Genomic DNA, 21,576 nt, shown 5'->3' with positions numbered 1-21,576 from the left:
TTCCCGACAAAAGAAGCCGCCGTGCAGCTGCACGGCGGCTTTTTGTATAAAGAAAACCACGCGATAGTCGCGTGGTTGGAAAGAGCTTAAGCGGTGAACAGAAAATCCCCAGTGTGCTAAACTATGCGTAAGCCTGCCAGCCTAAAAATAGTGAAGACACTAGGGAGGAAACAGCATTATGTCGAAACAACAAAATGCCGATACGCATAGTTTAGCACACACAAAGTGGAATTGTAAGTATCACGTTGTGTTTGCACCGAAGTATCGGCGAAAAGTATTCTACGAAGGGAAACGGCTGGAAATCCGGGAGATCCTAAGAAAGCTGTGCGCGTGGAAGGGTGTAGAGATCATTGAAGGGGAGATCTGTCCGGATCATATCCACCTGCTGTTAAGTATCCCGCCGAAGATCAGCATATCGAGCTTTATGGGATACCTAAAGGGCAAGAGTAGCTTAATGATATTCCAAAAGTATGGAAACATGAAGTTTGCATATAGAAATCGAGAATTTTGGTGCAAAGGGTATTATGTCGATACCGTAGGAAAGAACACCAAGGCGATTAAGGAGTACATAGCTGACCAGCTGAAGAAGGATCGGGAGCAGGATCAACTGAGCTTGTTTGACCCAAGAGACCCATTTATGGGTGGCAAGTAATCTGTGCATGGCTGGCAGGCCAATAAAAGGCGTACTTGTACGCCGCCAATTACATAAGGGCTATGCCCGAAAATGAAAAACCACCCGCTATGCGGGTGGATATTTATTTCTGTTGAGAAACGAGGTGCAGCGCATTTCTGAGCCGCAGGCCCGCTCGTTGATCCCATCCGCTATGATTGTTCCTCCTGCCCTCTGTGCTGCGTCTCCTTCATAAAGAATGCAACGACGACGAGCACCGCCTCGAAGGCAATGACAATGATATCAAGTGCCGCCGCATGGCCGAGCGTACTCGTCAAAAAGCCCATCAAAGGACCGGAAAAGAACGAGAGGAAGTAGCTCGATGCACCGACGATGCCGGTCGCAAGCCCGATCTGCTGATGACTGACGCCATCCTGTGCGATCGTGTAGCCGAGAACATAGACAGCATGAAGCCCGATGCCCATCATCGCACCGACGATGTAGAGGAGCGGTGAGTTCTGCGGCATAATGTGGAAAATGACGAGGGCGCAGAGCGCGTTAAGTGCCGAGAGGAAGAGCACCGTCGGCCGCCGGCCGAAGCGATCGGCAAAGAATCCCAAAAGGACGCCGCTTAATCCGCCGATCCCATAAATTGCGCCGAAGAACTGCCCTGCCTCCGTCGCACTGAACCCCTTATAGGTCATAAAGAGATACGGTCCCATCGAGGCGAAGCCCCAATATGGGATGATGTTCAGAATCTGAATCAGCACGGCGAGCCATACGACCTTGTTGAAGCCGACAGTGCGCACTGCCTCATACAGGTGAAGGCGCTTGACATCCTTGGACGTGTCTGTGTACCGCGCCCGCAGCCCCACGATGAGGAGAAGGCCGAAGATGACGGTCACAACGCCCATGTGCTGAAGGCCGACGCTCCACTCTCCCGTACGCTCGAGGCTCCATCCGTAGTAGGCGGGGCCGACATACGCGCCGATCGAATAAAAGGTCATCATGAGACCGTTGAGCATTGCGCGTGCCGCAGGAAAAATCGAGCCCGCCACGGAGTACATGACGATGTTCCAGCAGCCCTCTGCGACACCGAACATAAAGCGCCAGAACGCCGCAGCAGCGAAACTCGCCGAGGTCGTCACGAGAGCCGTCATACAGCCGAGCCCAACCATCCCCATGACAAGCATCCGCTTGCGTCCAAAGCGGTCTGCCAGATAGCCTGCAGGAATGTCAACAAGTGCCTGCCCAAGAGTAAATATCGTGCCGATCGTGCCGAGCTGAACGGCGGTCAGTGAGATGCTCGCCGCGACGGCTTTGAGTCCGACGCCGAACGACAAACGGTTGGCCGAGTAAAAAGCATAGCCTAGAGCCAGCAGGAAGAGCTGGAACCACACGATTTTGGGGATGTTGGAAAGACTTTTTTTCATGATAGGTCGCTTCTTTCGGTTTGTATTTGTGTGAGTAAAGCTGCATTCCCACAGTTCATATCATAATGCCTCATCAAAAAATTTTTAATCACGGCTTTTCTTCCTCCCCCTCCGTCGTCTCGGTTTTCTGCTCATGATAGATGTCCGTCACAACGATCTTGACAATAACCATGAAGGGAACGGCGAGGAACATCCCTGCGGCACCGAGGATCTCGCCGCCGAAGACGACGCCGAGAATGACGGCAACGGGGTGGAGGTGGAGGCTCTTTCCGACAAGGGCGGGATAGACAATGTTGTGATTGATCTGTGTCAATGCAAGGTAAAAGAGTGCGGTCTGCACAGTCAGGTCATGGGCTGCCGAGGCGGTCATGATTATGCCGAGTGCGGATGCGGCGGTGGGGCCAAGAACGGGAACGAACTCACTGATCCCGGAGAGCAGAGCAAAGACGGAGCCATACGGCAGACCCATGAGGACAAAGTAAAGAAATACGATAAGCCCCGTGATGATACACATGACAAGCTGACTGCATACGTAGATGCGCAGAGCGTGGAGCAGGCGGTCAAAGAGGCTCAGGACACGCCCGCGTGATCCATACGGAAAGAGCCCCGCAAGCCAGCGTTTGATCGTCTTTCCGTCCTTCAGGAGGTAGAAGGAAACGAAGATGATGATGACGAAGTCCATGATTTTGCCGACGGCAGCAAGCAGGAAGGAGAGCGACGCGCGCAGGAGCTCCGCGCCGACGCTGCGCAGCTTGTCGAGGAAGCTCTCCATCTCCTGCTGCAGATCCATCTCTGTGAGAAGAGGCATCTGCTGGAGTCCTTGCCCAATGCTCGGCAGCTCCGTGACGAAACGCTGCAGGGACGGGACAACAGAGCGTGAAAGGACGGAGAGGAGGACGAGGACGAGCAGGAGAAAGAGGAGGATCGCCCCCGCCGACGCGATGCCGCGCGGGATACGCCGCCGCTCCATCGCATCTACGACGGGATGAAGGAGGAGCTGCAGGAGGAGCGAGAGAAAGACGATAAAGGCGAAGTCCTGAAAGAACCAGAAGGAGGAGAGCAGTGCGGCAAAGACGATGGCAAGGATGATGGAGGTACGGTGATTTGCGAGGTTCATAGATGCCTCCTTTCGCAGTCATGTGTGGAGCTATGATAGCATATTCACGGCGCATCGTCCACAAAAAGGTACAGCGGCTGTCTATTGACCGCAGTCGCACGCATACGTATACTATGGATGAGGAGGGAGTATCATGAAGCACTATTACAGCACGATTGACGGTATTGTCACGACGTTTTCGGATATTCACCGCTCCGCGCTGCGCGGCGAGAGTATTCTGGTCTGCATGGAGCGTGCCAACGCGCACGGGTTTGATACGGCGGAGTATCTGCTGCCGAGCATTACCTGCACAAAGTACAGTGGCTTCAACGAGGAGGAACGCGCAAAGCTGACCGAGTTTGTTAGAAACAACAGCTCTCTCATTTGGGAGATCGCACGCGAGGACGGTGAAGTCATTGCCGACGTAGGGTGATATATTCAGGACACAAAAGCCGCCCCGACCATTTCGGTCGGAGCGGCTTTTTTTCCCGGTGAATTATGCGCCGGGTTTCACTGTCTTCGCGGTCTGCAGGCGTGCTGCGGCGCGTTTCAGTGCGAGGGAGGCGCGCTGCTCGTCGATGATGCTCGCCTGTGCATCGGGATCCTCGCGCAGACGCTGCAGTCGCTCCTGCGCACGCTCATAGGCACGCTGGGCGCGGTTGATGTCGATGTCGATCGGCTCCTCCGCTGCTGTTGCGAGTACGGTGATCTTGTCGGGGGTAACCTCCATGAAGCCGCCCGCCACAGCGACGAGCTGTTCCTTGGCGTCGACATGAATCTTCATGGCATGGGGCTCAAGTCCCGTGACGAGGGGAATGTGCTTCGGCAGTATGCCGATCTCGCCGCCCGTGGAGCGGGCGATGAGCATGTCGATGTCGGCGGCATAGACCACGCGGTCGGGAGATACGATCTCCAGCTTGATGGTCGCCATCCGTCATTCCTCCTCTTTGAGCTTCTTCGCCTTCTCAATGACTTCGTCGATGCCGCCGACCATGTAGAAGGCAGCCTCGGGGAGGTCGTCGTGCTTGCCGTCGAGGATTTCCTTGAACCCGCGGATCGTGTCCTTCAGCGCGACGTATTTTCCGGGCGAGCCCGTGAATACCTCGGCGACGGCGAACGGCTGCGAGAGGAAACGCTGGATCTTGCGTGCACGCGAGACGGTGAGCTTATCCTCGTCGGAGAGTTCCTCCATACCGAGGATGGCGATGATGTCCTGCAGCTCCTTGTACTTCTGGAGCACCGCCTGTACACCGCGCGCGACTTCGTAGTGCTCCTGCCCGATGACGTGCGGGTCGAGGATACGCGAGGTGGAGTCCAGCGGGTCAACGGCGGGGTAGATGCCGAGCTCGGCGATCTGACGGGAAAGAACCGTCGTCGCGTCGAGATGGGTGAATGTCGCCGCCGGTGCCGGGTCGGTGAGGTCGTCCGCGGGGACGTAGACCGCCTGCACGGACGTGATCGAGCCCTTTTTCGTGGAGGTGATGCGCTCCTGCAGGGCACCGACGTCGGTCGTCAGTGTCGGCTGGTAGCCAACGGCGGACGGCATACGTCCGAGCAGCGCCGAGACCTCGGAACCTGCCTGGATGAAACGGAAGATGTTGTCGATGAAGAGCAGAACGTCCTGCCCCTGCACATCGCGGAAGTACTCTGCCATCGTCAGACCCGTCAGAGCGACGCGCATACGTGCTCCAGGCGGCTCGTTCATCTGGCCGTAGACGAGGGCGGTCTTGTCGATAACGCCCGACTCGGTCATTTCCGACCAGAGATCGTTGCCCTCACGCGTACGCTCGCCGACGCCCGCAAAGACGGAGTAGCCGCCGTGCTCGGTCGCGATGTTGTGGATGAGCTCCATGATGAGAACGGTCTTGCCGACGCCGGCACCGCCAAAGAGTCCGACCTTTCCGCCGCGCGAGTACGGGGCGATGAGGTCGACGACCTTGATGCCCGTCTCGAGGATCTGGGTCGATGTCTCCTGCTCGTCAAACTTCGGGGCGGCGCGATGGATCGGCCACACCTCTTTATTGCCGACGGGTTCGGGATTGTGGTCAACGGTCTCGCCGAGGACGTTGAAGACGCGTCCGAGGGTCGCCTCGCCGACCGGCACGCTGATCGGCGCGCCCGTGTCGTCCGCCTCCATGCCGCGCATCAGGCCGTCGGTGGAGCTCATGGCGATGCAGCGCGTGACGCTGTCGCCGAGGTGCTGCATGACCTCGACCGTGAGGTCGATGTCATGGTCGGCCGTCTTGCCCCTGACCTTGATGGCGTTCAGAATCTCCGGCAGTTCGCCCGCCGGAAACTCAATATCTACGACAGGTCCGATGACCTGTACGACTTTACCTTTTGCCAATGGAAAACCTCCTTACCTCCATGCACGCGGCGTACATGGATGTCACTTGAGTGCCTCGGCGCCGCCGACGATCTCGTTGATCTCGTTCGTGATGCCCGCCTGACGTACCTTGTTGTAGTAGAGGTCGAGCTTCCCGATGAGCTCCCCGGCGTTGTCGGTCGCGTTGCTCATCGCGTTCATGCGTGAGCTCAGCTCGCTCGCCGCCGACTGGAGGAGCGCCGCATAGATGGTGGTGAAAAGGTACTGCGGCAGCAGTGCCCCGAGCACCTCCTCGGCATTCGGCTCATAGATGTAGGGTGCCTGTGCGTGTCCCTCGCCTGCCTCTGCGGTAAAGGGCAGGAGTTTCACGGCCTCGGGCACACAGGTAATGGCCGACACGAAACGCGTGTAGACCATGTAGACTTCTTTGATCTCACCGGACTCAAACGCACTGATGAGCGTGCGCGCAATCTTCTGTGCATGACGCGCCTGCGGGCGCTCGCTGATGCCAACGCGCTGACTGATGATGTCAAAGCTGCGGTTCTTGAAGAAGTCGCGGGCCTTGCGCCCGACGGTGACGATCTGCGTGTTGGACTTATCCTCGACGAGCGTCATCGCCTTTTTGAGTGCGTTGCTGGAGTATGCGCCCGCGAGCCCCTTGTCCGCCGCCATGACGAGGATGAGGCGCTTGCCGCTCTCATGCTGCTCGAGGAGCGGATGCGCGATGCCCGTCGCCGCTGCCGCCACGCTGCGGATGACCGCAGCCGTCTTTTCGGCGTAGGGGCGGTTGCTGTTGGCAGCCTCCTTGGCACGGCGCAGACGCGAGGTCGCGACCATGTCCATGGCGTTCGTGATCTGCTGGATGCTCTTGACGCTGCGGATGCGCCGGCGGATGTCCTGTAAATTTGCCATATACGGTCACCTCTCCCCTTACGCTTCTTTGTAGGAGATGGTTTCCTTGAACTCCGCGATCGCCTTCGTGATGTCTCCCTCGAGCCCATCGTCCAGCTTCTTCATCTCCGTGATCGCCGCGGCGATCTCCGGATGCGCCGTGCGCATGAACTTCAGGAAGTCCGTGTGGAAGGTGACGACCTTGCTGACGGGGATGTCCGCGAGATGGCCGCGCACCGCCGTAAAGATGACGAGCACCTGCTCCGCAACGGAGAGCGGGCTGTACTGCGCCTGCTTCAGCGTCTCAACCATGCGGGCACCGCGGTCGAGCTGTGCCTTCGTCGCCTTGTCGAGGTCCGAGCCGAACTGCGCGAATGCCGCGAGCTCGCGGTACTGTGCGAGGTCGAGACGCATCGTGCCCGCGACCTGCTTCATCGCCTTGATCTGGGCGGAACCGCCGACACGCGAGACCGAGAGACCGACGCTGATTGCCGGGCGGATGCCCGAGTAGAACGAGTCGGTATCCAGCATGATCTGACCGTCGGTGATCGAGATGACGTTCGTCGGGATGTACGCCGAGAGGTCGCCCGCGAGTGTCTCGATGATCGGCAGTGCCGTGATGGAGCCTGCACCGAGTGCGTCGGAGAGCTTTGCCGCGCGCTCGAGGAGGCGGGAGTGTAAGTAGAACACGTCGCCCGGGTATGCCTCGCGTCCGGGCGGACGGCGGAGCAGGAGCGACATGGCGCGATACGCCGCCGCGTGCTTGGAGAGGTCGTCATAGACGCAGAGCGCGTGACCGCCCTTGTACATGAAGTACTCTGCCATCGCCACGCCCGCATACGGTGCGAGGTACTGCAGCGGCGCAGAGTCTGCTGCCGTCGCCGCGACGATGATCGTGTAGTCCATCGCGCCGCCGTCCTCGAGCGTCTTGACGACGCGCGCAACGGTGGATGCCTTCTGACCGATGGCGACGTAGACGCAGATACAGTTCTGTCCCTTCTGGTTCAGGATCGTATCGACGGCAATCGCCGTCTTGCCCGTGCCGCGGTCGCCGATGATCAGCTCGCGCTGGCCGCGGCCGATCGGAACGAGGGCATCGATCGCCTTCAGACCCGTCTGGAGCGGCTCATGGACGCTCTTGCGGTCGGCAATGCCGGGTGCCGGCGACTCGACCGGACGGAACTCCTTCGTGTCGATGGGGCCCTTGCCGTCGATGGGGCGGCCGAGTGCGTCCACGACGCGTCCGACCATCGCCTCGCCCACGGGCACCTGCATGATGCGTCCCGTACGCTTTACGGTGTCACCCTCCTTGATGAGGGTCTCGCCGCCGAGCAGCACCGCGCCGACGCTCTCCTGCTCGAGGTTCAGCACGAGCCCGTAGACATCGTTGCCGAAATCGAGCAGCTCGCCTGCCATCGCCTTGTCAAGGCCGTAGATATGCGCAATGCCGTCGCCGACCTCAAGAACCGTGCCGACGTCGTTGACGTTCAGATCGACATCATAGTTCTTGATGCGTTCCTTGATGATGGAAGTAATCTCTTCCGGATTCATTTTCATATTTCGCTGTCACCCCGCTAGTTCGCCATTAACTCTGCCGTCATCGCTGCCAGACGTCCCTTGATGCTGCCGTCGATGCGGCGGTCGCCGATGCGCACCACCACGCCGCCGATGAGCGAGGGGTCGCGGTGCTCGCGCAGGGAAACCTCTTTGCCCGTCACGCGTCCGAGCTTTTCCATCAGCTCTGCCTTCTGCATCTCGCTGAGCGGCTCCACCGTCGTGACATCCGCCACAGCGATGCCGAGCTTCTCGTTCGAGAGCTGCACAAAGATCGCGCTGATCGCCTCGAACACCATCATGCGCCGCTTGTCGATGAGCAGCAGAAGGAAGTTCAGCACCATCTCGCGCACATCGTCCCCGAACACTTCCTTCAGGAGGGACTTCTTGTCCTCGGGCTGGATGTTCGGGTTGCAGAGGTACGCCTTCAGCTCCGGGCAGTCGACGTATGTCTGCTGCACCTTGGCGAGGTCATTTCCGTAGGCGCTGAGCGCGTTCTCCTCGCACGCCAGCTCGAAGATCGCACGCGCATACTTGCGCGCCAGCTCCATGTTCAGCATGACGCGTCACCGACTTTTTTCGCGTCGAGCTTTGCGATGAACTCGCCGATGATGGCGTCATTGTCCTTTGCGTCCAGATTCTTCTGGATGATCTTGCCCGCCGCTGCGAGCGATAGGGCGACGACCTCGGCCTTCAGCTGCTCCACCGCATGGGCGCGCTCGCGCTCCATCTGTTCCTCGGCGGACTTCTTCATCTGCTCGATCTCACGCTTCGTCGCCTGGATGCTCGCCTCGCGCTCCTCGCCGGCACGCTTTTCCGCCATATCGACGATCTCCTGCGCCTTTGTACGCGCCGCAGCGAGCTGCGCCTTGTACTCGTTCAGCGTCGCCTCCGCTGCCGCGGCATCCGCATCCGCCTTCTCGATGCTCTCAGCGATCTTCGCCTTGCGCTCGTCCATCATGCGCACGATCGGCTTGTATGCCACCGCGCGCAGAAGTGCAACGAGAATCAGGAAGTTGATGATTTGGATGGGCAGCGTCCCGTTGAGATCAATCAGGCCTTGCGTAATTTCACTCAATTCCTATGCCCCCTTTGCAAAATCCGTGCCACATGCGTCTTAGTGAATCAGCGGATTTGCAAAGAGCATGATGATGCCGAAAACGACGCCGATGATGGCAAGTGCCTCAATCAGACCGACCGAGATCAGCGTACGCGTAAAGAGGACGCCGCCCGCCTCCGGCTGACGTGCGAGGCCCTCGATGAAGCGGCCCGTGACAAGGCCGTCACCGATGCCTGCGCCGATTGCAGCAAGACCAAAGCAGAGACCCGCACCGATAAGAGCGCCTGCGACCATGATTGCGTTTTCCATGAAAAGATCCTCCTTAAATATGTGAACAAAATCTTCGTGTCCGTGCCTGCTGCACGGCGTGCAAAACCTGTGTGGTCACGACCGATACTGCCGTTAGTGACCGTCGTCCGTCTTGATGGCAGCGCCGATGTACGCCGTCGACAGCATCGTAAAGACCAGCGCCTGCACAATGCCGACGAACACGCTGAACGCGAGCCAGATCACCGACGGGATCGTCGAACCGTTCCCGAGGAGCTGCAGCAGGATGTGAATCAGAATCTCACCCGCCAGAATGTTGCCGAAAAGACGGAACGACAGCGTAATCGGTTTCGCGAGCTCCTCGACAATGTTGATGATGATGAACGGTGCGACCGGCTGGAAGAAATGTGCCACATAGTGCATTCCCTTCACCGCCAGTCCCAGGACGTGCATCATGACGATGACCAGCAGAGCCAGTCCCAGGGTGGTGTTCAGATCATTTGTCGGCGATGCCATCGTCGGAATAAGACCAATCCAATTCGACACGAGAAGGAACAAGAACAGGGACACGATGAACGTGGACAGGAATCCACGCCCGCGCGGGCCCATGTTCTCCTCCACCTGGTCATGCAGCGCCTCGATCACCGTCTCCATCATCATCTGCCAGTTGGACGTCGGCACAACCTTCAGATTGCGTACCGCCAGCCAGCCGATCAGGAGCACCACGGCCATCGAGATCCACGTCATGACGAGGGTCTGTGAATTGAAGGTAAATCCGGCGATCTGCACTGCCTCGCGAACACCGATTTCGTGCATAACCTCTACCTCCCTCGGGGGTCTCCCCCCTCCTACTTCGAACCGTCCGTCGGACGGTCCTTTCCATCTGCGTACAGAGCCCTGCCGATCAGCTGTGCCATCATCAGCGCGTGCATCAGAAGGAATCCTCCCACTGCCGCAAAGAAATGCCGCACGCCCGTCATCGTTGCCGCCCAGAGAACCGCTCCGATGAGGACGAGCATCAGCACCAACCCGATCTGCACCTGCGCCGCACCGCCTGTCCCGCGCCGCGCCGCACGCAGAAGGCGCCGCGCAAGCTGGACAAAGTAGAGCGCCGCCGCCGCCGCGCCCGCCGTGAGTGCCCCGATGAGCGCAAGCTCTCCCATCATGAGGAGAGCCGCCGCACCGAGGAGAACCGCCGCCGCGAACGCCAGACCAACCTGCCTCCAATACGCCGATAAAACCTGCCTCATATTCCTCCTCCGACCGCGCACGCAACAAAAATCCGACATCCACCATGAATGTCGGCGCACGCGCCGTCTTCGTTGAATATCAGTACCTTTATCGTATTCGACGCGATACCAAAAAATCCTTGCGAAAGAATACAATAGGCAAGGCACTTTTTCAATATTCCGTCAATACCATAAAGCGGGATTATTTACATTCGCCGTAACGATGTACTTCCCTTATGGTTATTATACGGGGTTCTACGGATTTCCGCAACCGTATTTTAATGTTAAATTGAATTTTATTCTTGTATTGTATCATAGGCTCTGATAAAATGAGCCGATTACAGAGAGAGGAGCGCATCCATGACCATCGAGGGAGCTGTCATTATCGAGAAGGGCGTCACCTTCGCCATCATCCACGTCGCGCCGGAGGTCACGCGCTACACCATCAAAGCCACGCAGACCCGCCGCGCCCTCATGCGCTTCTTCCCCGGCATGCCCATCATCCTCATGAGCCTCACACCGCAGGGCAAACCGCTGTACTACGGACGCAAGGACATCGTGGACTTTTTGAATACTGTACGCCTCAATCAGATCCCGTGGAAGAAGTATCATATTGTGTGAAAAGGGCTGTGGTACGAAGTTTTTCGTTCGTACGACAGCCTCTTATTCATAATGCCCCTTGCAGGCGGCAATGCAGATATTCTTTTCATCAAAGGCAGAGGGAAGCACTGATAAATTCAGCACTGCCATCTTAGCACATCCTTTCCACTCTATTGTACCATATTCGGTACAAAAGAAAAAGAGCCGTCATGCTTTCGCACAACAGCTCCCTTTTTCTCCGTGTCTTTTACTCCGCCGGCAGGATGAACGACAGCGAGCTGAAGATCTTCTTCGTCACGTTCGGATTGTCCGTCGGGAAGCCGACCTCGACGCCGATCACGTTCAGGCCGTTGTTCGCCACGCGCACGGAGACGAACCCATCTGCATCCGCCTGCGTCTCGGCCGTCAGGTTGCCGAGCACATCCGCAATGACAGGTGCATTCGCGTACGGCTGACCATCCTTATAGATGCGCAGGTTCAGCGTGTCGCCGCGCCGCAGGGTCAGCGGGTTCACCATCGGAACGATCTGGATGGGCACATTGTAGATCCCCGCCGGACGCACCTTGTCGCTCCAGTAGTGGACGTTGTACTTGTAGGCGTACGTCACCGACACGAGGTTCTCGATGTTCGAGTAGTCGCGCGTCGGAATGACCTTGCCGTCCGTCGTCTTGGCGAAATAGCCATAGTCGAAGAACGTCGCCGTCACACCGAGATCATCGCCCGGCACAATGGTGATGTTCTTCTCGCCGTCCACGCGCTCCACCGTCGTCGGCTGGAAGTTCACATCGTACGCATCAATGCGCTGGACACATGCGGGGTCGTAGGCATTGTCCAGGGGGCCCTCGCCGAGCACGAGTGCCTTCGTATCGACGCGATTCGCAAAGAACACGCCGTGCGCATCCGTCGATGCCGCGGTCATCGAGAGTCCGATGGCCGCACCGAGTGCCGCCGCCAAAAGCTTTTTCTTCATTAGATTTCCTCCCATCAAAAATAAGGGGTTCTGTGAATGCATACTGCCACTCCTATATTATTATAGTATAATTGATTTCTATTTGCAATAAAAAAAAGTACATACGAACAAAACGGGGGCAGCGCTATCCATCGATCTCCCCCGAGATCAGCGCACTGCCCTTGGGAGTTTCGTCAACGGGGACGAGATTGCGCCCTGCAAGCGCCTCATCGACAGGGATAAGTCCGCGCGCGGCAGGCTTCGTCGGTGCAAGACCATAGGCGGCATCTCCTTGCACGCGCAGAGCATTGATCTCATGGTGCAGCCACTTCAGCTCCTCTGCATGTTCGTGGAGTTCCCGATTTGTGTTGTTATGGTCTTTCAGCCGCGAAAGTTCTGACCGCAGTGCTATGACCTCCCTGCGCAGGGCACCTAGATCATCCTTATCCACATCGGCATCTGACACGCTCGACGATAGGCTTGCGGCAAACTCCAAACCTTTTTCCAGAGATCCTTTTCCCTTGTAATCTCCGCGATGTTTTCGCGCGCCTCCCGTCGAAAGTCTGTAAATCGGTCCTTATATTCCTTCTGCCATTCGTCGGTTTTCACCTCAAGCTGCTCCACACGATCCCCCATCAGAAACATGATACAGACACCCAGATAGATACCAGTCAGCAAAAGCCCTCCCAGAATGTACAGTATCGGTTCGTTCTCTGCGCCCATCTCCTTCAGCCCATGATAGACCAGCCCCACGCCGATCAGCAAGGGCAGGAGGAACCATGCCTTTTTAACAAAATACACCCCTGCTGCGAGCATTGCGCCGAGGATCGCGATCACAGCTAAAGCAGTCAGAACAGCATCCATCTTCCGTCATCTCCTCTTCGCCCAATATCTCCACAAAGATACTGTCTCGATTATACCATGTCGAAAGTAATTTTCAACAGGATATGGCAACCATGTTCTAAGGATCTCACAGAATACTAATCCCCTTTTTATTGCTCTCTATTCTTCATCTGAGATATTCGATATAGATTCATGCTTCGGATAGCTTCAAGGAGGAATATTTATGCACATTGTAAAAGCCTTTGCCCTTGCCGTCCTCATGCTCGCACTCGCCGTCTGCTTAGCTGACACGGCAGAGGCAGCGACCGACTGGGACGGCGGACGCATCCGCGCGGAGGGAACGGGCATCGCCCCCGCACGCACGGTGAGTGCTGCACAGGCGCGTGCCCTTGCCCGCCGTGCCGCCATCGCCGACGCCTATCGTCAGCTCGCCGAGCAGATTCAGGGCGTCGCCGTCGATGCCTCGACCACCGTCGAGGACATGATGGTCACGAACGACAGCGTCCGTACTCACGTCAGCGCCCTCGTGCGCGGTGCACGCATCGTCGAGGAAAAGGCACTGCGTGACGGTGCCTACACCGTCACCCTCGAGGTGCCCGCCTTCGGTGTCAGCTCCCTCGCGGGCTCCGTCTTTACGCCGAACACTGCGCGCGAACAGTGGACATCGCCGGACAGCGTCTATGAGCCCTACACCCCGCGCGACTACGACACGACGGGCTACGGCACCTACGGCCGCCGCGGCGCTTACGACGGCACGACGACCACGCCGGCCGCACCTGCGCGCCGCTCCCCCTCCACCAGCTCTGCCGCGAGTGCGCCGGGCGGACGCGCCATCGGCGGCTACACGGGACTCATCGTCGACTGCCGCGGCATGGGCCTGCGCCCCGTCATGAGCCCTGTCATCAAGACAGAGAACGGCCGCCCCATTTACGGCTACAAGAACCTTGACAGCGACAAAGTCGTCGCAAACGGTATGGCAGGCTACGTTCGCAGTGAAGCGGATGCCACGCGTGCCGGACGGAACCCGCTCGTCGTCCGCGCCGTTCGCGTGGACGGCAATGCGAACCCCGTCCTCTCTGCCGAGGATGCACGCCGCGTCCTCATTGAGAACGGCGCAAGCGGCTTCCTTGACGCGACGAACGTCGTCTTTATCCGCTAAGCAAAAATAAAGGAATCACTGATAAAATGAGGTCTGCCAGATTGGCGTAGATTTTTTCGTCCGAACGAGGTGGAAAACCGGACGCAGAGTGGTGCTCTGTGGAGGATTTTCCGCCGAAGTGCGGGCAAAAAAGATGCGTCAAGATGGTTGTACCGAATTTATCAGTGATTCCTAAATACACAAAACACCGTATTGCTATGATAAAGATCATAAACAATACGGTGTTTTTATGTTATAATGTAGGGACTATCAAAAAAGGAGGAAACTATATGAAACTTAGTGCAAGAAATCAGCTTAAGGGCAAAGTCGTCTCCATCGAGAAGGGTGCCGTCAACGGCATCGTCCGCATCGAGCTCAAGGGCGGCGACGTCATCACATCCACCATCAGCATGGGTGCAATCGAGGAGCTCGGCCTCGAGGTCGGCAAGGAGGCATACGCCGTCATCAAGGCAACGTCCGTCATGGTCGGCGTCGATCATCACCACAGTTAAGAAATCTCTGGCTTAAACAGACAAATCCCCGCATATCGGACATTTCCGGTATGCGGGGATTATTTATTCCAGAGATTCCTCCTCCTCGTCCTCATGATGCCGCTTGGGCGGGCGTGGATGATAGAGACTCCAGTTCCAGTGAATCGCAGCGAAACGGATGAGGAGGACGAGGAGGAAGGCGAGCCATGAGACGACCTCGATGCCGAGAGTGCCGCCCAGAGCGCAGAACACAAATGCTCCAACGAGGGAGGCCGCTGCATAAACTTCAGCATAGAGGACGACGGGCATCCGTTTCGCGAGCACATCGCGGATCATCCCGCCGCCCACCGCCGTCGTCGCCGCGAGGAGGATGGGCAGGACATAGCTGTCCGCACCGCCGAATCGTACCCCCGTGAGCGCCCCCGTGATGGTAAAGGCGGCAAGGCCGATAGTGTCGGAGACGTTGAAGATCGTCAACAGTCGCCGACGCTGCATGTGATGCAGTTCTGTCCACTGATAGAGAAATGAAGTGGAGAGAGCAACGCCGACGGAGAGCAGAAAGTTCGTCGTATCGCGCAGTGCCATCGGCGGTGTAAGCCCTACGAGGAGGTCGCGCACCATGCCGCCCCCCACCGCCGTCGCGAGAGCGAGAACGGAAATGCCGAAGATGTCCATGCGGCGGGACAGCCCGACGAGCGTGCCCGACACCGCGAAGGCGAGCGTCCCGATGATGTCAAAGAGACGCCAGAGATCGATTTCTCCCATGAGCATAGTTTCGTCCTTCCCTTTTGAAGCTTATTTTACCTGCGCCGCCTAGGACGTCTCCCCTGCTTTTTAGCTTCCCCCGCCGATGCGGGGGAAGTGCCGAACATAGTGAGGCGATAGGGGTGCCTCTAGCTCATTCGACTCTCTCACGGAGAAAACCACGAATCGACCGAGGCGCCCCTTCCACCATGCGGCGCATGGTCCCCCTCCCCCGTGCCGCACGGGGGAGGCTTTCACCGTCCACGGTGTGACGATAGGAGCTCTCTCAATCCTGCGCAAACAGATAGAGAATAACCTCCATCGGCGTAAGCGCTCCCGTCGCCGCCGAGCGCGCCCCTGCAGCAATCAGATTCCCATCACGATCATAGACACTGCGCTCGAGTGTCAGGCGATAGGTCTCATGTGCATCGCGAAGCTTTTCCCCCGTGATGCGATAGACGATCATCTGCTCTGCGCCTGCCGCACGTGCCGCCGCGGCCTGTGCTGCTATGCTGTGTGCATGCTCCGCGCTCTCAGGTGAAAACACTGTCGCGGCGTTCCGCACATACTGGGCATCATGCAGCACGGCACGCAGATAGGGAACATCCTCTGCGAGTGACGCATCCACATCCACGGCAATCGGCGCAAGATAGACTGTACGCCCTGCCGTACGGTTCTCCTGCCCCACAAGGAAAGTCAGTGCGCCGCTGCTGTCATGCGTATCGTAGAGGCGGCGCAGTGCTGCATCCACATAGACGGTCATCGTATGCGGAAATGCCGCTGTCGTCCGCGCAGGCTGCCAGTCGATGCGCTCGCCGAAGTGCTGAAAGCCAAGCGGTAAGGAGAGTGCATCCTTCACGGGGTCACCGCGCATCACAACGCGGCGCAGGGTAAAGCGATCTTTATAGGTGCGGACAAAATCATCGTTCCCCACTGCAGGCGAGCCGAAGGTCGTCACGATAAGCTGATCGGGAGACACGCCAAGGTCAGAGAGACGCGCCGCCGCAAGAATGGCCGCCGCGCCGCCGAGGCTGTGTCCCGTGAGATAGAGCTTTTCCGAAGGATGCGCGCGCAGGTCGGCAGCAAGGTGCTCCCCTGCCGTCTGCCCATCCACTGCATCCGTAAAGAGCGCCGCCTGACAGTAGTCGAGAAACCCACGGTGAACCAGCGGCATCCCGCCGCGCTCCGCCTTTGGTGTATCACGCACGGTGAGAAACTCCGCCGGCGAGTGCCCGCCGAACGCCGCGCGTTTCATTCGCAGATCCGTCCAGACGTCACTGCCGCGCTCCGTCCCGGGAAAAGCGATAAGATGCAGCTCTGCTCCATCGGCATCACGGCGCACCATGTGAAAGAAACGTCCGACCGTTCCGCGGTGCCCCACGGTCTCAGCGCCGACGATCTCCCATCCCGCCGCCGTCAGCCGTGCACGCAAGAGCTCAGAGAGCTCCCCGCTGTAGGCCGCCTCGGACGCCGCCGCCTCGACAAAGAAGAGCGCAGGGAGATCAGGGGCGGCGGCGAAGGCACGCAGCGGAAATGCAAGCACGCAGAGGAGAATCACGAAATGCAATACCTTCATCAGCACACCTCCCACACAATATATCTATCGCTATTATACCTGTTTTCCTTGAAAAATCATAGGAACGACAGATAAAACAACGTGTGAGCATACTTCATGACACAAAATAAAACCGCCGTGGTCGCCCACGACGGTAGATTTTCAGATGGTGCGGTTGATGGGACTTGAACCCATACGTCTTGTGAACACTACCCCCTCAAAGTAGCGCGTCTGCCAATTCCGCCACAACCGCGTATAAAATATGGTGCGGTCGAGAGGACTTGAACCTCCACGATGTTGCCATCACTAGCGCCTGAAGCTAGCGCGTCTGCCATTCCGCCACGACCGCATATTGAGTTGTCAAGGAATATCATCGAGCACAAGTAGCGCATCTGCGCCGCGCTGCCCGTAAGTCTCTAAATGGTGCGGTTGATGGGACTTGAACCCATACGTCTTGTGAACACTACCCCCTCAAAGTAGCGCGTCTGCCAATTCCGCCACAACCGCATGATATAAAAGTTGGTGCCGAGGACCGGAATCGAACCGGTACGATCTTTCGATCGGGGGATTTTAAGTCCCCTGCGTCTGCCTGTTCCGCCACCCCGGCGATAGGCAAAATGGAGCGGGTGATGGGAATCGAACCCACGTGACCAGCTTGGAAGGCTGGGGCTCTACCATTGAGCTACACCCGCATGGAGCTGGCGAGAGGACTTGAACCTCCAACCTGCTGATTACAAATCAGCTGCTCTACCGATTGAGCTACGCCAGCAGCAAAGCACAAGCGGCGACTGCCGCAGACGCTGTCCCCAAGGGATAATAAGTGGTGCCTCAGAGCGGAATCGAACCACTGACACGGGGATTTTCAGTCCCCTGCTCTACCAACTGAGCTACCGAGGCATCGGATATATAACACAATAGCGTGTAATATGCAAATGGCGACCCGAAGGGGACTTGAACCCCTGACCTCCGCCGTGACAGGGCGGCATTCTAACCAACTAAACTACCGGGCCGTAAAAGGTAAGCACCTATGGTGGGCGATGACAGGATCGAACTGCCGACATCTTGCTTGTAAGGCAAGCGCTCTCCCAGCTGAGCTAATCGCCCATAAAATGGTGACCCACCACGGAATCGAACCGTGAACCTACTGATTAAGAGTCAGTTGCTCTGCCAGTTGAGCTAGTGAGTCATGATATGTAAAGAAATGGTGGCTCACCCGGGACTCGAACCCGGGACCCTCTGATTAAAAGTCAGATGCTCTACCAACTGAGCTAGTGAACCTTTATCAGCGCCACGTAACCCGCCAAAAAGGGTATATTTTGGCTGGGGTAGTTGGATTCGAACCAACGGATGCGGGAGTCAAAGTCCCGTGCCTTAACCGACTTGGCTATACCCCAACTATCCACGGGCACACCGATCATGCGATCCGTATCCCCAAAGCGGCGACGCCGCTGTAAATACAAAATGGCTCCTCGAACTGGACTCGAACCAGTGACATTCTGATTAACAGTCAGACGCTCTACCGACTGAGCTATCGAGGAGTATGTTGCGGCAACTACCTACTCTCCCACGTCGTCTCCAACGAAGTACCCTCGGCCTGTGGACGCTTAACTACTGTGTTCGGAATGGGAACAGGTGGAACCGTCCAGGCATCATCACCGCATTACTGACTTGTCCAAGAGCAAAGCCCGCAGGGCGCATGCGATTGGGTAACAAGCCGTATGGGAAAGTGTCCCAAGAGTCAAGTCCAAAGGACGCAGACGATTGGCTGACACTGACCGCTCTGAATGAGTCTTGCTCACTCAAAACTTCACAGAAGAAACGTCAGCAAATTGTTAGGCAATACCTTCTTAGAATAGCGGTCAACGTCATCCAATCACACGTCGCTTTCGCTCGTGTTCTTGGGACGTTCTCGCATACGACCTGTTTCCCGTTCAGCTTCATCCTACGGATTCGCTTCTCGGACAGGTCAGTAAGTCAAGCCCTCGACCGATTAGTGCTGGTCAGCTGCACACATTGCTGTGCTTCCACACCCAGCCTATCTACCTTGTCTTCTTCAAGGGGTCTTACTTCCTTATAGGAATGAGATACTTCATCTCGGGACGGGCTTCACGCTTAGATGCTTTCAGCGTTTATCCCTTCCGGACGCAGCTACCCGGCCGTGCCCTTGGCAGGACAACCGGTACACCGTTGGTCCGTCCACTCCGGTCCTCTCGTACTAGGAGCAGCCTCCCTCATGTATCTTACGCCCGCGATGGATATGGACCGAACTGTCTCACGACGTTCTGAACCCAGCTCACGTACCACTTTAATGGGCGAACAGCCCAACCCTTGGGACCTGCTTCAGCCCCAGGATGTGATGAGCCGACATCGAGGTGCCAAACCTCCCCGTCGATATGGACTCTTGGGAGAGATTAGCCTGTTATCCCCAGGGTAGCTTTTATCCGTTGAGCGATGGCAATTCCACTCTCTTTCCACCGGATCACTAAGCCCTACTTTCGTACCTGCTCGACCCGTCAGTCTCGCAGTCAAGCTCCCTTCTGCCTTTATGCTCTTCGCGCGATTTCTGTCCGCGCTGAGGGAACCTTTGGACGCCTCCGTTGCTCTTTCGGAGGCGACCGCCCCAGTCAAACTGCCCGCCTGGTACTGTCCCGAACACGGTTAATGTTCCGGTTAGATCCTTAGCATATAAAGGCCGGTATCCCAACGGTGACTCCATCACATCTAGCGATATGACTTCCCAGTCTCCCGGCTATCCTGTACGTTATATGCCAAAGACCAATGCCAAGCTGCAGTAAAGCTCCATGGGGTCTTTCTGTCCAGTCGCGGGTAACCTGCATCTTCACAGGTATTTCAATTTCACCGGGTCCCTCGTTGAGACAGTGCCCAAATCGTTACGCCTTTCGTGCGGGTCGGAACTTACCCGACAAGGAATTTCGCTACCTTAGGACCGTTATAGTTACGGCCGCCGTTTACAGGGGCTTCAGTTCGCTGCTTCATCTCTAGGACTAACAACTCTCCTTAACCTTCCTGCACCGGGCAGGCGTCAGCACCTATACTTCAGCTTGCGCTTTCGCAGGCACCTGTGTTTGTGGTAAACAGTCGCTTGGGCCTCTTTTCTGCCGCCGCCAACAGCTCCAACAGTAAATGTCTTCACCACCAGCGGCCATCCTTTTCCCGAAGTTACGGATGCATTTTGCCGAGTTCCTTAACGAGGGTTTTCCCGCGCACCTTAGGATTCTCTCCCCGCCTACCTGTGTCGGTTTTGGTACGGGCGGACGACTTCTCGTTAGAAGCTTTTCTTGGCAGTGTAGTGCGGCTGAATTCAGATTGACCGTAGTCTTTCCTATCTATCGGTTCTCGGCCTTATAGTATGGGGATTTGCCTCCATACCAGCCTACCGCCTTCGACGCGCTCTACCAGTCGCGCGCTCAGCTTCCTTCCTGCGTCACTCCATCCTCAAACGAAGTCGCCCGGTACTGGAATTTTCGCCAGTTGTCCATCGCCTATGCTTTTCGCCTCGGCTTAGGTCCCGACTTACCCCGGGACGACGAGCGTTGCCCGGGATTCCTTAGGCTTTCGGTGGACAGGATTCTCACCTGTCGTTTCGCTACTCATACCGGCATTCTCACTTCTTATCCGTCCAGCAGTCCTTCCGGTCTGCCTTCGTCCGGATAAGAACGCTCCCCTACCCAGTGTGTACACATCGGCACAACGTTCAAAAGGCTTGTTAAAATCGCTCTCTGCTGCGTCAACCTCGTTTGACGTAGCGCTGCTACGCCGCTCTCGGTTTCCTTGCAGATACCTATTTTTCCTGCGCCTTAAACGCTCTGTCGATATGTACACCCTGCCGCGGCTTCGGTTCTGTGCTTGAGCCCCGGATATTTTCGGCGCAGGGCCTCTCGACCAGTGAGCTATTACGCACTCTTTTAATGGTGGCTGCTTCTGAGCCAACATCCTGGTTGTTTTCGAAGTCCTACATCCTTCTCCACTTAGCACAGCATTTGGGACCTTAGCCGGCGGTCTGGGCTGTTTCCCTCTTGAATACGGGTCTTATCACTCGCATTCTGACTCCCAGGCTGCCCATATGAGCCATTCGTAGTTTGACTGGGGTCGGTAGGCTTTACGCCCCCTTGCCCGATCAGTGCTCTACCGTCTCTATGGTTATTCGCCTGAGGCTAGCCCTAAAGCTATTTCGGGGAGAACCAGCTATCTCCACGTTCGATTGGCATTTCACCCCTATGCACACCTCATCCCAACGTTTTTCAACACGCACGGGTTCGGTCCTCCACTCATTTTTACCTGAGCTTCAACCTGGACATGCATAGATCACTGTGGTTTCGGGTCTAATCCATGCTACTTGCGCCCTCTTAAGACTCGCTTTCGCTTCGGCTCCGCGTCTCCCGCTTAACCTCGCAGCATAAATTAACTCGCCGGTTCATTCTTCAATAGGCACGCCGTCGCACATGTAAAGTGCTCCGACTGTTTGTAGACATACGGTTTCAGGTTCTTTTGCACTCCCCTCCCGGGGTTCTTTTCACCTTTCCCTCACGGTACTTTTCGCTATCGGTCGTTTCGATGTATTTAGCCTTGGATGGTGGTCCACCCTGCTTCCCACCGGGTTCCTCGTGCCCTGTGGTACTCTGGATCCCTGCCCAACACTCGCTCTTTCGTGTACGAGGGTCTCACTCTCTTTGCCGCACCTTCCCAGATGCTTCCACTAAAGCTTATGTCTTGTTGCAGGTCCGCAACCCCAAGAAACCGAAGTCTCTTGGTTTGGGCTCTTCCCGTTT

At 57.2% G+C, this 21,576-nt stretch carries 21 protein-coding genes, 13 tRNA genes and 2 rRNA genes (1 of these 36 running past the window's edge); 5 read left to right on the top strand and 31 right to left on the bottom strand.

Going from position 1 to position 21,576, the window contains the following annotated elements; translation table 11 throughout:
- The first annotated feature begins 178 nt into the window (after window positions 1-178).
- Window positions 179-652 (top strand): IS200/IS605 family transposase, encoded by a 474-nt coding sequence (gene tnpA, locus ADJ74_RS04945; RefSeq protein ID WP_050342360.1) that lies wholly within the window; start codon window positions 179-181, stop codon window positions 650-652.
- A gap of 170 nt (window positions 653-822) precedes the next feature.
- Here the strand turns inward: tnpA and ADJ74_RS04940 are convergent, their stop codons facing one another.
- Complete coding sequence (locus ADJ74_RS04940; protein ID WP_050342359.1) at window positions 823-2,043, bottom strand: MFS transporter; 1,221 nt, start codon at window positions 2,041-2,043, stop codon at window positions 823-825.
- A gap of 88 nt (window positions 2,044-2,131) precedes the next feature.
- Window positions 2,132-3,160, bottom strand: coding sequence for an AI-2E family transporter (locus tag ADJ74_RS04935; protein WP_050342357.1), 1,029 nt, complete (start codon window positions 3,158-3,160; stop codon window positions 2,132-2,134).
- A 133-nt stretch (window positions 3,161-3,293) separates the two neighbouring features.
- Between ADJ74_RS04935 and ADJ74_RS04930 the strand changes: the two genes are divergently transcribed.
- On the top strand, window positions 3,294-3,572 hold the full coding sequence (locus tag ADJ74_RS04930; RefSeq protein ID WP_050342356.1) for a hypothetical protein: 279 nt from the start codon (window positions 3,294-3,296) through the stop codon (window positions 3,570-3,572).
- A 63-nt stretch (window positions 3,573-3,635) separates the two neighbouring features.
- On the opposite strand, the gene ADJ74_RS04925 is transcribed toward ADJ74_RS04930, so the two are convergent.
- The 9 genes from ADJ74_RS04925 to ADJ74_RS04885 all read right to left on the bottom strand — a co-directional run bounded on the left by ADJ74_RS04925 (window position 3,636) and on the right by ADJ74_RS04885 (window position 10,487).
- A complete protein-coding gene (locus ADJ74_RS04925) occupies window positions 3,636-4,070 on the bottom strand; it encodes a F0F1 ATP synthase subunit epsilon (RefSeq protein WP_009753342.1) in 435 nt (144 codons plus the stop codon).
- A 3-nt stretch (window positions 4,071-4,073) separates the two neighbouring features.
- Window positions 4,074-5,486, bottom strand: coding sequence for a F0F1 ATP synthase subunit beta (gene atpD / locus ADJ74_RS04920; RefSeq protein WP_006690449.1), 1,413 nt, complete (start codon window positions 5,484-5,486; stop codon window positions 4,074-4,076).
- Window positions 5,487-5,528: 42 nt separating this feature from the next.
- Window positions 5,529-6,377 (bottom strand): ATP synthase F1 subunit gamma, encoded by an 849-nt coding sequence (gene atpG / locus ADJ74_RS04915; RefSeq protein WP_006690450.1) that lies wholly within the window; start codon window positions 6,375-6,377, stop codon window positions 5,529-5,531.
- A gap of 18 nt (window positions 6,378-6,395) precedes the next feature.
- Window positions 6,396-7,913, bottom strand: coding sequence for a F0F1 ATP synthase subunit alpha (gene atpA, locus ADJ74_RS04910; protein ID WP_009753343.1), 1,518 nt, complete (start codon window positions 7,911-7,913; stop codon window positions 6,396-6,398).
- A 17-nt stretch (window positions 7,914-7,930) separates the two neighbouring features.
- A complete protein-coding gene (locus ADJ74_RS04905) occupies window positions 7,931-8,470 on the bottom strand; it encodes a F0F1 ATP synthase subunit delta (RefSeq protein ID WP_009753344.1) in 540 nt (179 codons plus the stop codon).
- Entirely contained in the window at window positions 8,464-8,988 is a 525-nt protein-coding gene (atpF, locus tag ADJ74_RS04900; RefSeq protein WP_050342355.1) for a F0F1 ATP synthase subunit B, read from the bottom strand. Before atpF ends, ADJ74_RS04905 begins: the two co-directional genes overlap by 7 nt.
- A gap of 39 nt (window positions 8,989-9,027) precedes the next feature.
- Window positions 9,028-9,279: a F0F1 ATP synthase subunit C gene (gene atpE, locus ADJ74_RS04895; protein WP_050342353.1), complete on the bottom strand. Its 252-nt coding sequence runs from the start codon at window positions 9,277-9,279 to the stop codon at window positions 9,028-9,030.
- Between the two features lie 93 nt (window positions 9,280-9,372).
- Window positions 9,373-10,053 carry a F0F1 ATP synthase subunit A gene (atpB, locus tag ADJ74_RS04890; RefSeq protein ID WP_006690455.1) on the bottom strand — a complete coding sequence of 227 codons (681 nt, stop codon included), beginning with the start codon at window positions 10,051-10,053 and terminating at the stop codon, window positions 9,373-9,375.
- Between the two features lie 32 nt (window positions 10,054-10,085).
- Window positions 10,086-10,487, bottom strand: a complete 402-nt coding sequence (locus ADJ74_RS04885; RefSeq protein WP_050342351.1) for a hypothetical protein — start codon at window positions 10,485-10,487, stop codon at window positions 10,086-10,088.
- 339 nt (window positions 10,488-10,826) lie between these two features.
- Between ADJ74_RS04885 and ADJ74_RS04880 the strand changes: the two genes are divergently transcribed.
- Window positions 10,827-11,087 (top strand): hypothetical protein, encoded by a 261-nt coding sequence (locus ADJ74_RS04880; RefSeq protein ID WP_050342349.1) that lies wholly within the window; start codon window positions 10,827-10,829, stop codon window positions 11,085-11,087.
- 226 nt (window positions 11,088-11,313) lie between these two features.
- Here ADJ74_RS04880 and ADJ74_RS04875 read toward each other — a convergent pair whose 3' ends face one another.
- The 3 genes from ADJ74_RS04875 to ADJ74_RS04865 form a co-directional block, all read right to left on the bottom strand.
- Window positions 11,314-12,036 (bottom strand): DUF4198 domain-containing protein, encoded by a 723-nt coding sequence (locus tag ADJ74_RS04875; RefSeq protein WP_039981186.1) that lies wholly within the window; start codon window positions 12,034-12,036, stop codon window positions 11,314-11,316.
- A gap of 124 nt (window positions 12,037-12,160) precedes the next feature.
- The gene (locus ADJ74_RS04870) at window positions 12,161-12,466 is read right to left on the bottom strand and encodes a hypothetical protein (protein ID WP_172664512.1); all 306 of its coding nucleotides are present in this window, start codon (window positions 12,464-12,466) and stop codon (window positions 12,161-12,163) included.
- Window positions 12,448-12,879: a hypothetical protein gene (locus tag ADJ74_RS04865; protein ID WP_050342345.1), complete on the bottom strand. Its 432-nt coding sequence runs from the start codon at window positions 12,877-12,879 to the stop codon at window positions 12,448-12,450. The genes ADJ74_RS04870 and ADJ74_RS04865 overlap by 19 nt, the downstream gene beginning before the upstream one ends.
- A gap of 202 nt (window positions 12,880-13,081) precedes the next feature.
- Between ADJ74_RS04865 and ADJ74_RS04860 the strand changes: the two genes are divergently transcribed.
- Together ADJ74_RS04860 and ADJ74_RS04855 are read left to right on the top strand one after the other, a co-directional pair.
- Window positions 13,082-14,017: an LPP20 family lipoprotein gene (locus ADJ74_RS04860; protein WP_050342343.1), complete on the top strand. Its 936-nt coding sequence runs from the start codon at window positions 13,082-13,084 to the stop codon at window positions 14,015-14,017.
- A 269-nt stretch (window positions 14,018-14,286) separates the two neighbouring features.
- Window positions 14,287-14,508 (top strand): molybdopterin-binding protein, encoded by a 222-nt coding sequence (locus ADJ74_RS04855; RefSeq protein WP_050342341.1) that lies wholly within the window; start codon window positions 14,287-14,289, stop codon window positions 14,506-14,508.
- Between the two features lie 63 nt (window positions 14,509-14,571).
- Here ADJ74_RS04855 and ADJ74_RS04850 read toward each other — a convergent pair whose 3' ends face one another.
- The 17 genes from ADJ74_RS04850 to ADJ74_RS04770 form a co-directional block, all read right to left on the bottom strand.
- The gene (locus ADJ74_RS04850) at window positions 14,572-15,252 is read right to left on the bottom strand and encodes a trimeric intracellular cation channel family protein (protein ID WP_050344209.1); all 681 of its coding nucleotides are present in this window, start codon (window positions 15,250-15,252) and stop codon (window positions 14,572-14,574) included.
- A gap of 265 nt (window positions 15,253-15,517) precedes the next feature.
- Window positions 15,518-16,807, bottom strand: coding sequence for a triacylglycerol lipase (locus tag ADJ74_RS04845; protein ID WP_050342339.1), 1,290 nt, complete (start codon window positions 16,805-16,807; stop codon window positions 15,518-15,520).
- A gap of 146 nt (window positions 16,808-16,953) precedes the next feature.
- Window positions 16,954-17,039 (bottom strand) — tRNA-Leu (locus tag ADJ74_RS04840).
- A gap of 10 nt (window positions 17,040-17,049) precedes the next feature.
- Window positions 17,050-17,135, bottom strand: a tRNA-Leu gene (locus ADJ74_RS04835).
- Between the two features lie 72 nt (window positions 17,136-17,207).
- Window positions 17,208-17,293, bottom strand: a tRNA-Leu gene (locus ADJ74_RS04830).
- A 13-nt stretch (window positions 17,294-17,306) separates the two neighbouring features.
- Window positions 17,307-17,393: transfer RNA gene (locus ADJ74_RS04825), tRNA-Leu, on the bottom strand.
- Window positions 17,394-17,404: 11 nt separating this feature from the next.
- Window positions 17,405-17,478, bottom strand: a tRNA-Gly gene (locus ADJ74_RS04820).
- Between the two features lies 1 nt (window position 17,479).
- Window positions 17,480-17,555: transfer RNA gene (locus ADJ74_RS04815), tRNA-Thr, on the bottom strand.
- Between the two features lie 52 nt (window positions 17,556-17,607).
- Window positions 17,608-17,683 (bottom strand) — tRNA-Phe (locus ADJ74_RS04810).
- Window positions 17,684-17,719: 36 nt separating this feature from the next.
- Window positions 17,720-17,796 (bottom strand) — tRNA-Asp (locus tag ADJ74_RS04805).
- A gap of 18 nt (window positions 17,797-17,814) precedes the next feature.
- Window positions 17,815-17,890 (bottom strand) — tRNA-Val (locus ADJ74_RS04800).
- 6 nt (window positions 17,891-17,896) lie between these two features.
- Window positions 17,897-17,972: transfer RNA gene (locus ADJ74_RS04795), tRNA-Lys, on the bottom strand.
- A gap of 16 nt (window positions 17,973-17,988) precedes the next feature.
- Window positions 17,989-18,064: transfer RNA gene (locus ADJ74_RS04790), tRNA-Lys, on the bottom strand.
- Between the two features lie 39 nt (window positions 18,065-18,103).
- Window positions 18,104-18,180, bottom strand: a tRNA-Gln gene (locus ADJ74_RS04785).
- Between the two features lie 68 nt (window positions 18,181-18,248).
- Window positions 18,249-18,324, bottom strand: a tRNA-Asn gene (locus ADJ74_RS04780).
- A gap of 5 nt (window positions 18,325-18,329) precedes the next feature.
- Window positions 18,330-18,446 (bottom strand): 5S ribosomal RNA (gene rrf, locus ADJ74_RS04775).
- Between the two features lie 310 nt (window positions 18,447-18,756).
- A 23S ribosomal RNA gene (locus ADJ74_RS04770) occupies window positions 18,757-21,576 on the bottom strand (it continues 248 nt past the right edge of the window).

The sequence above is a fragment of the Selenomonas sp. oral taxon 478 genome (genome assembly GCF_001189555.1).
Taxonomy (GTDB): domain Bacteria; phylum Bacillota; class Negativicutes; order Selenomonadales; family Selenomonadaceae; genus Centipeda; species Centipeda felix.
Note: the sequence above shows the minus strand (reverse complement) of the source record. Positions and strands in the feature narration are given on the sequence as shown.

What these genes read in the sequence shown, in the direction of transcription:
- ADJ74_RS04850 (WP_050344209.1), bottom strand. Translation starts at nt 15,252, where the DNA reads ATGGGAGAAATCGATCTCTGGCGTCTCTTTGACATCATCGGGACGCTC.
- ADJ74_RS04905 (WP_009753344.1), bottom strand. Translation starts at nt 8,470, where the DNA reads ATGCTGAACATGGAGCTGGCGCGCAAGTATGCGCGTGCGATCTTCGAG.
- atpB (WP_006690455.1), bottom strand. Translation starts at nt 10,053, where the DNA reads ATGCACGAAATCGGTGTTCGCGAGGCAGTGCAGATCGCCGGATTTACC.
- ADJ74_RS04935 (WP_050342357.1), bottom strand. Translation starts at nt 3,160, where the DNA reads ATGAACCTCGCAAATCACCGTACCTCCATCATCCTTGCCATCGTCTTT.
- atpG (WP_006690450.1), bottom strand. Translation starts at nt 6,377, where the DNA reads ATGGCAAATTTACAGGACATCCGCCGGCGCATCCGCAGCGTCAAGAGC.
- ADJ74_RS04875 (WP_039981186.1), bottom strand. Translation starts at nt 12,036, where the DNA reads ATGAAGAAAAAGCTTTTGGCGGCGGCACTCGGTGCGGCCATCGGACTC.
- tnpA (WP_050342360.1), top strand. Translation starts at nt 179, where the DNA reads ATGTCGAAACAACAAAATGCCGATACGCATAGTTTAGCACACACAAAG.
- ADJ74_RS04880 (WP_050342349.1), top strand. Translation starts at nt 10,827, where the DNA reads ATGACCATCGAGGGAGCTGTCATTATCGAGAAGGGCGTCACCTTCGCC.
- ADJ74_RS04865 (WP_050342345.1), bottom strand. Translation starts at nt 12,879, where the DNA reads ATGGATGCTGTTCTGACTGCTTTAGCTGTGATCGCGATCCTCGGCGCA.
- ADJ74_RS04930 (WP_050342356.1), top strand. Translation starts at nt 3,294, where the DNA reads ATGAAGCACTATTACAGCACGATTGACGGTATTGTCACGACGTTTTCG.
- ADJ74_RS04855 (WP_050342341.1), top strand. Translation starts at nt 14,287, where the DNA reads ATGAAACTTAGTGCAAGAAATCAGCTTAAGGGCAAAGTCGTCTCCATC.
- ADJ74_RS04940 (WP_050342359.1), bottom strand. Translation starts at nt 2,043, where the DNA reads ATGAAAAAAAGTCTTTCCAACATCCCCAAAATCGTGTGGTTCCAGCTC.
- ADJ74_RS04925 (WP_009753342.1), bottom strand. Translation starts at nt 4,070, where the DNA reads ATGGCGACCATCAAGCTGGAGATCGTATCTCCCGACCGCGTGGTCTAT.
- ADJ74_RS04885 (WP_050342351.1), bottom strand. Translation starts at nt 10,487, where the DNA reads ATGAGGCAGGTTTTATCGGCGTATTGGAGGCAGGTTGGTCTGGCGTTC.
- atpA (WP_009753343.1), bottom strand. Translation starts at nt 7,913, where the DNA reads ATGAAAATGAATCCGGAAGAGATTACTTCCATCATCAAGGAACGCATC.
- ADJ74_RS04845 (WP_050342339.1), bottom strand. Translation starts at nt 16,807, where the DNA reads ATGAAGGTATTGCATTTCGTGATTCTCCTCTGCGTGCTTGCATTTCCG.
- atpE (WP_050342353.1), bottom strand. Translation starts at nt 9,279, where the DNA reads ATGGAAAACGCAATCATGGTCGCAGGCGCTCTTATCGGTGCGGGTCTC.
- ADJ74_RS04860 (WP_050342343.1), top strand. Translation starts at nt 13,082, where the DNA reads ATGCACATTGTAAAAGCCTTTGCCCTTGCCGTCCTCATGCTCGCACTC.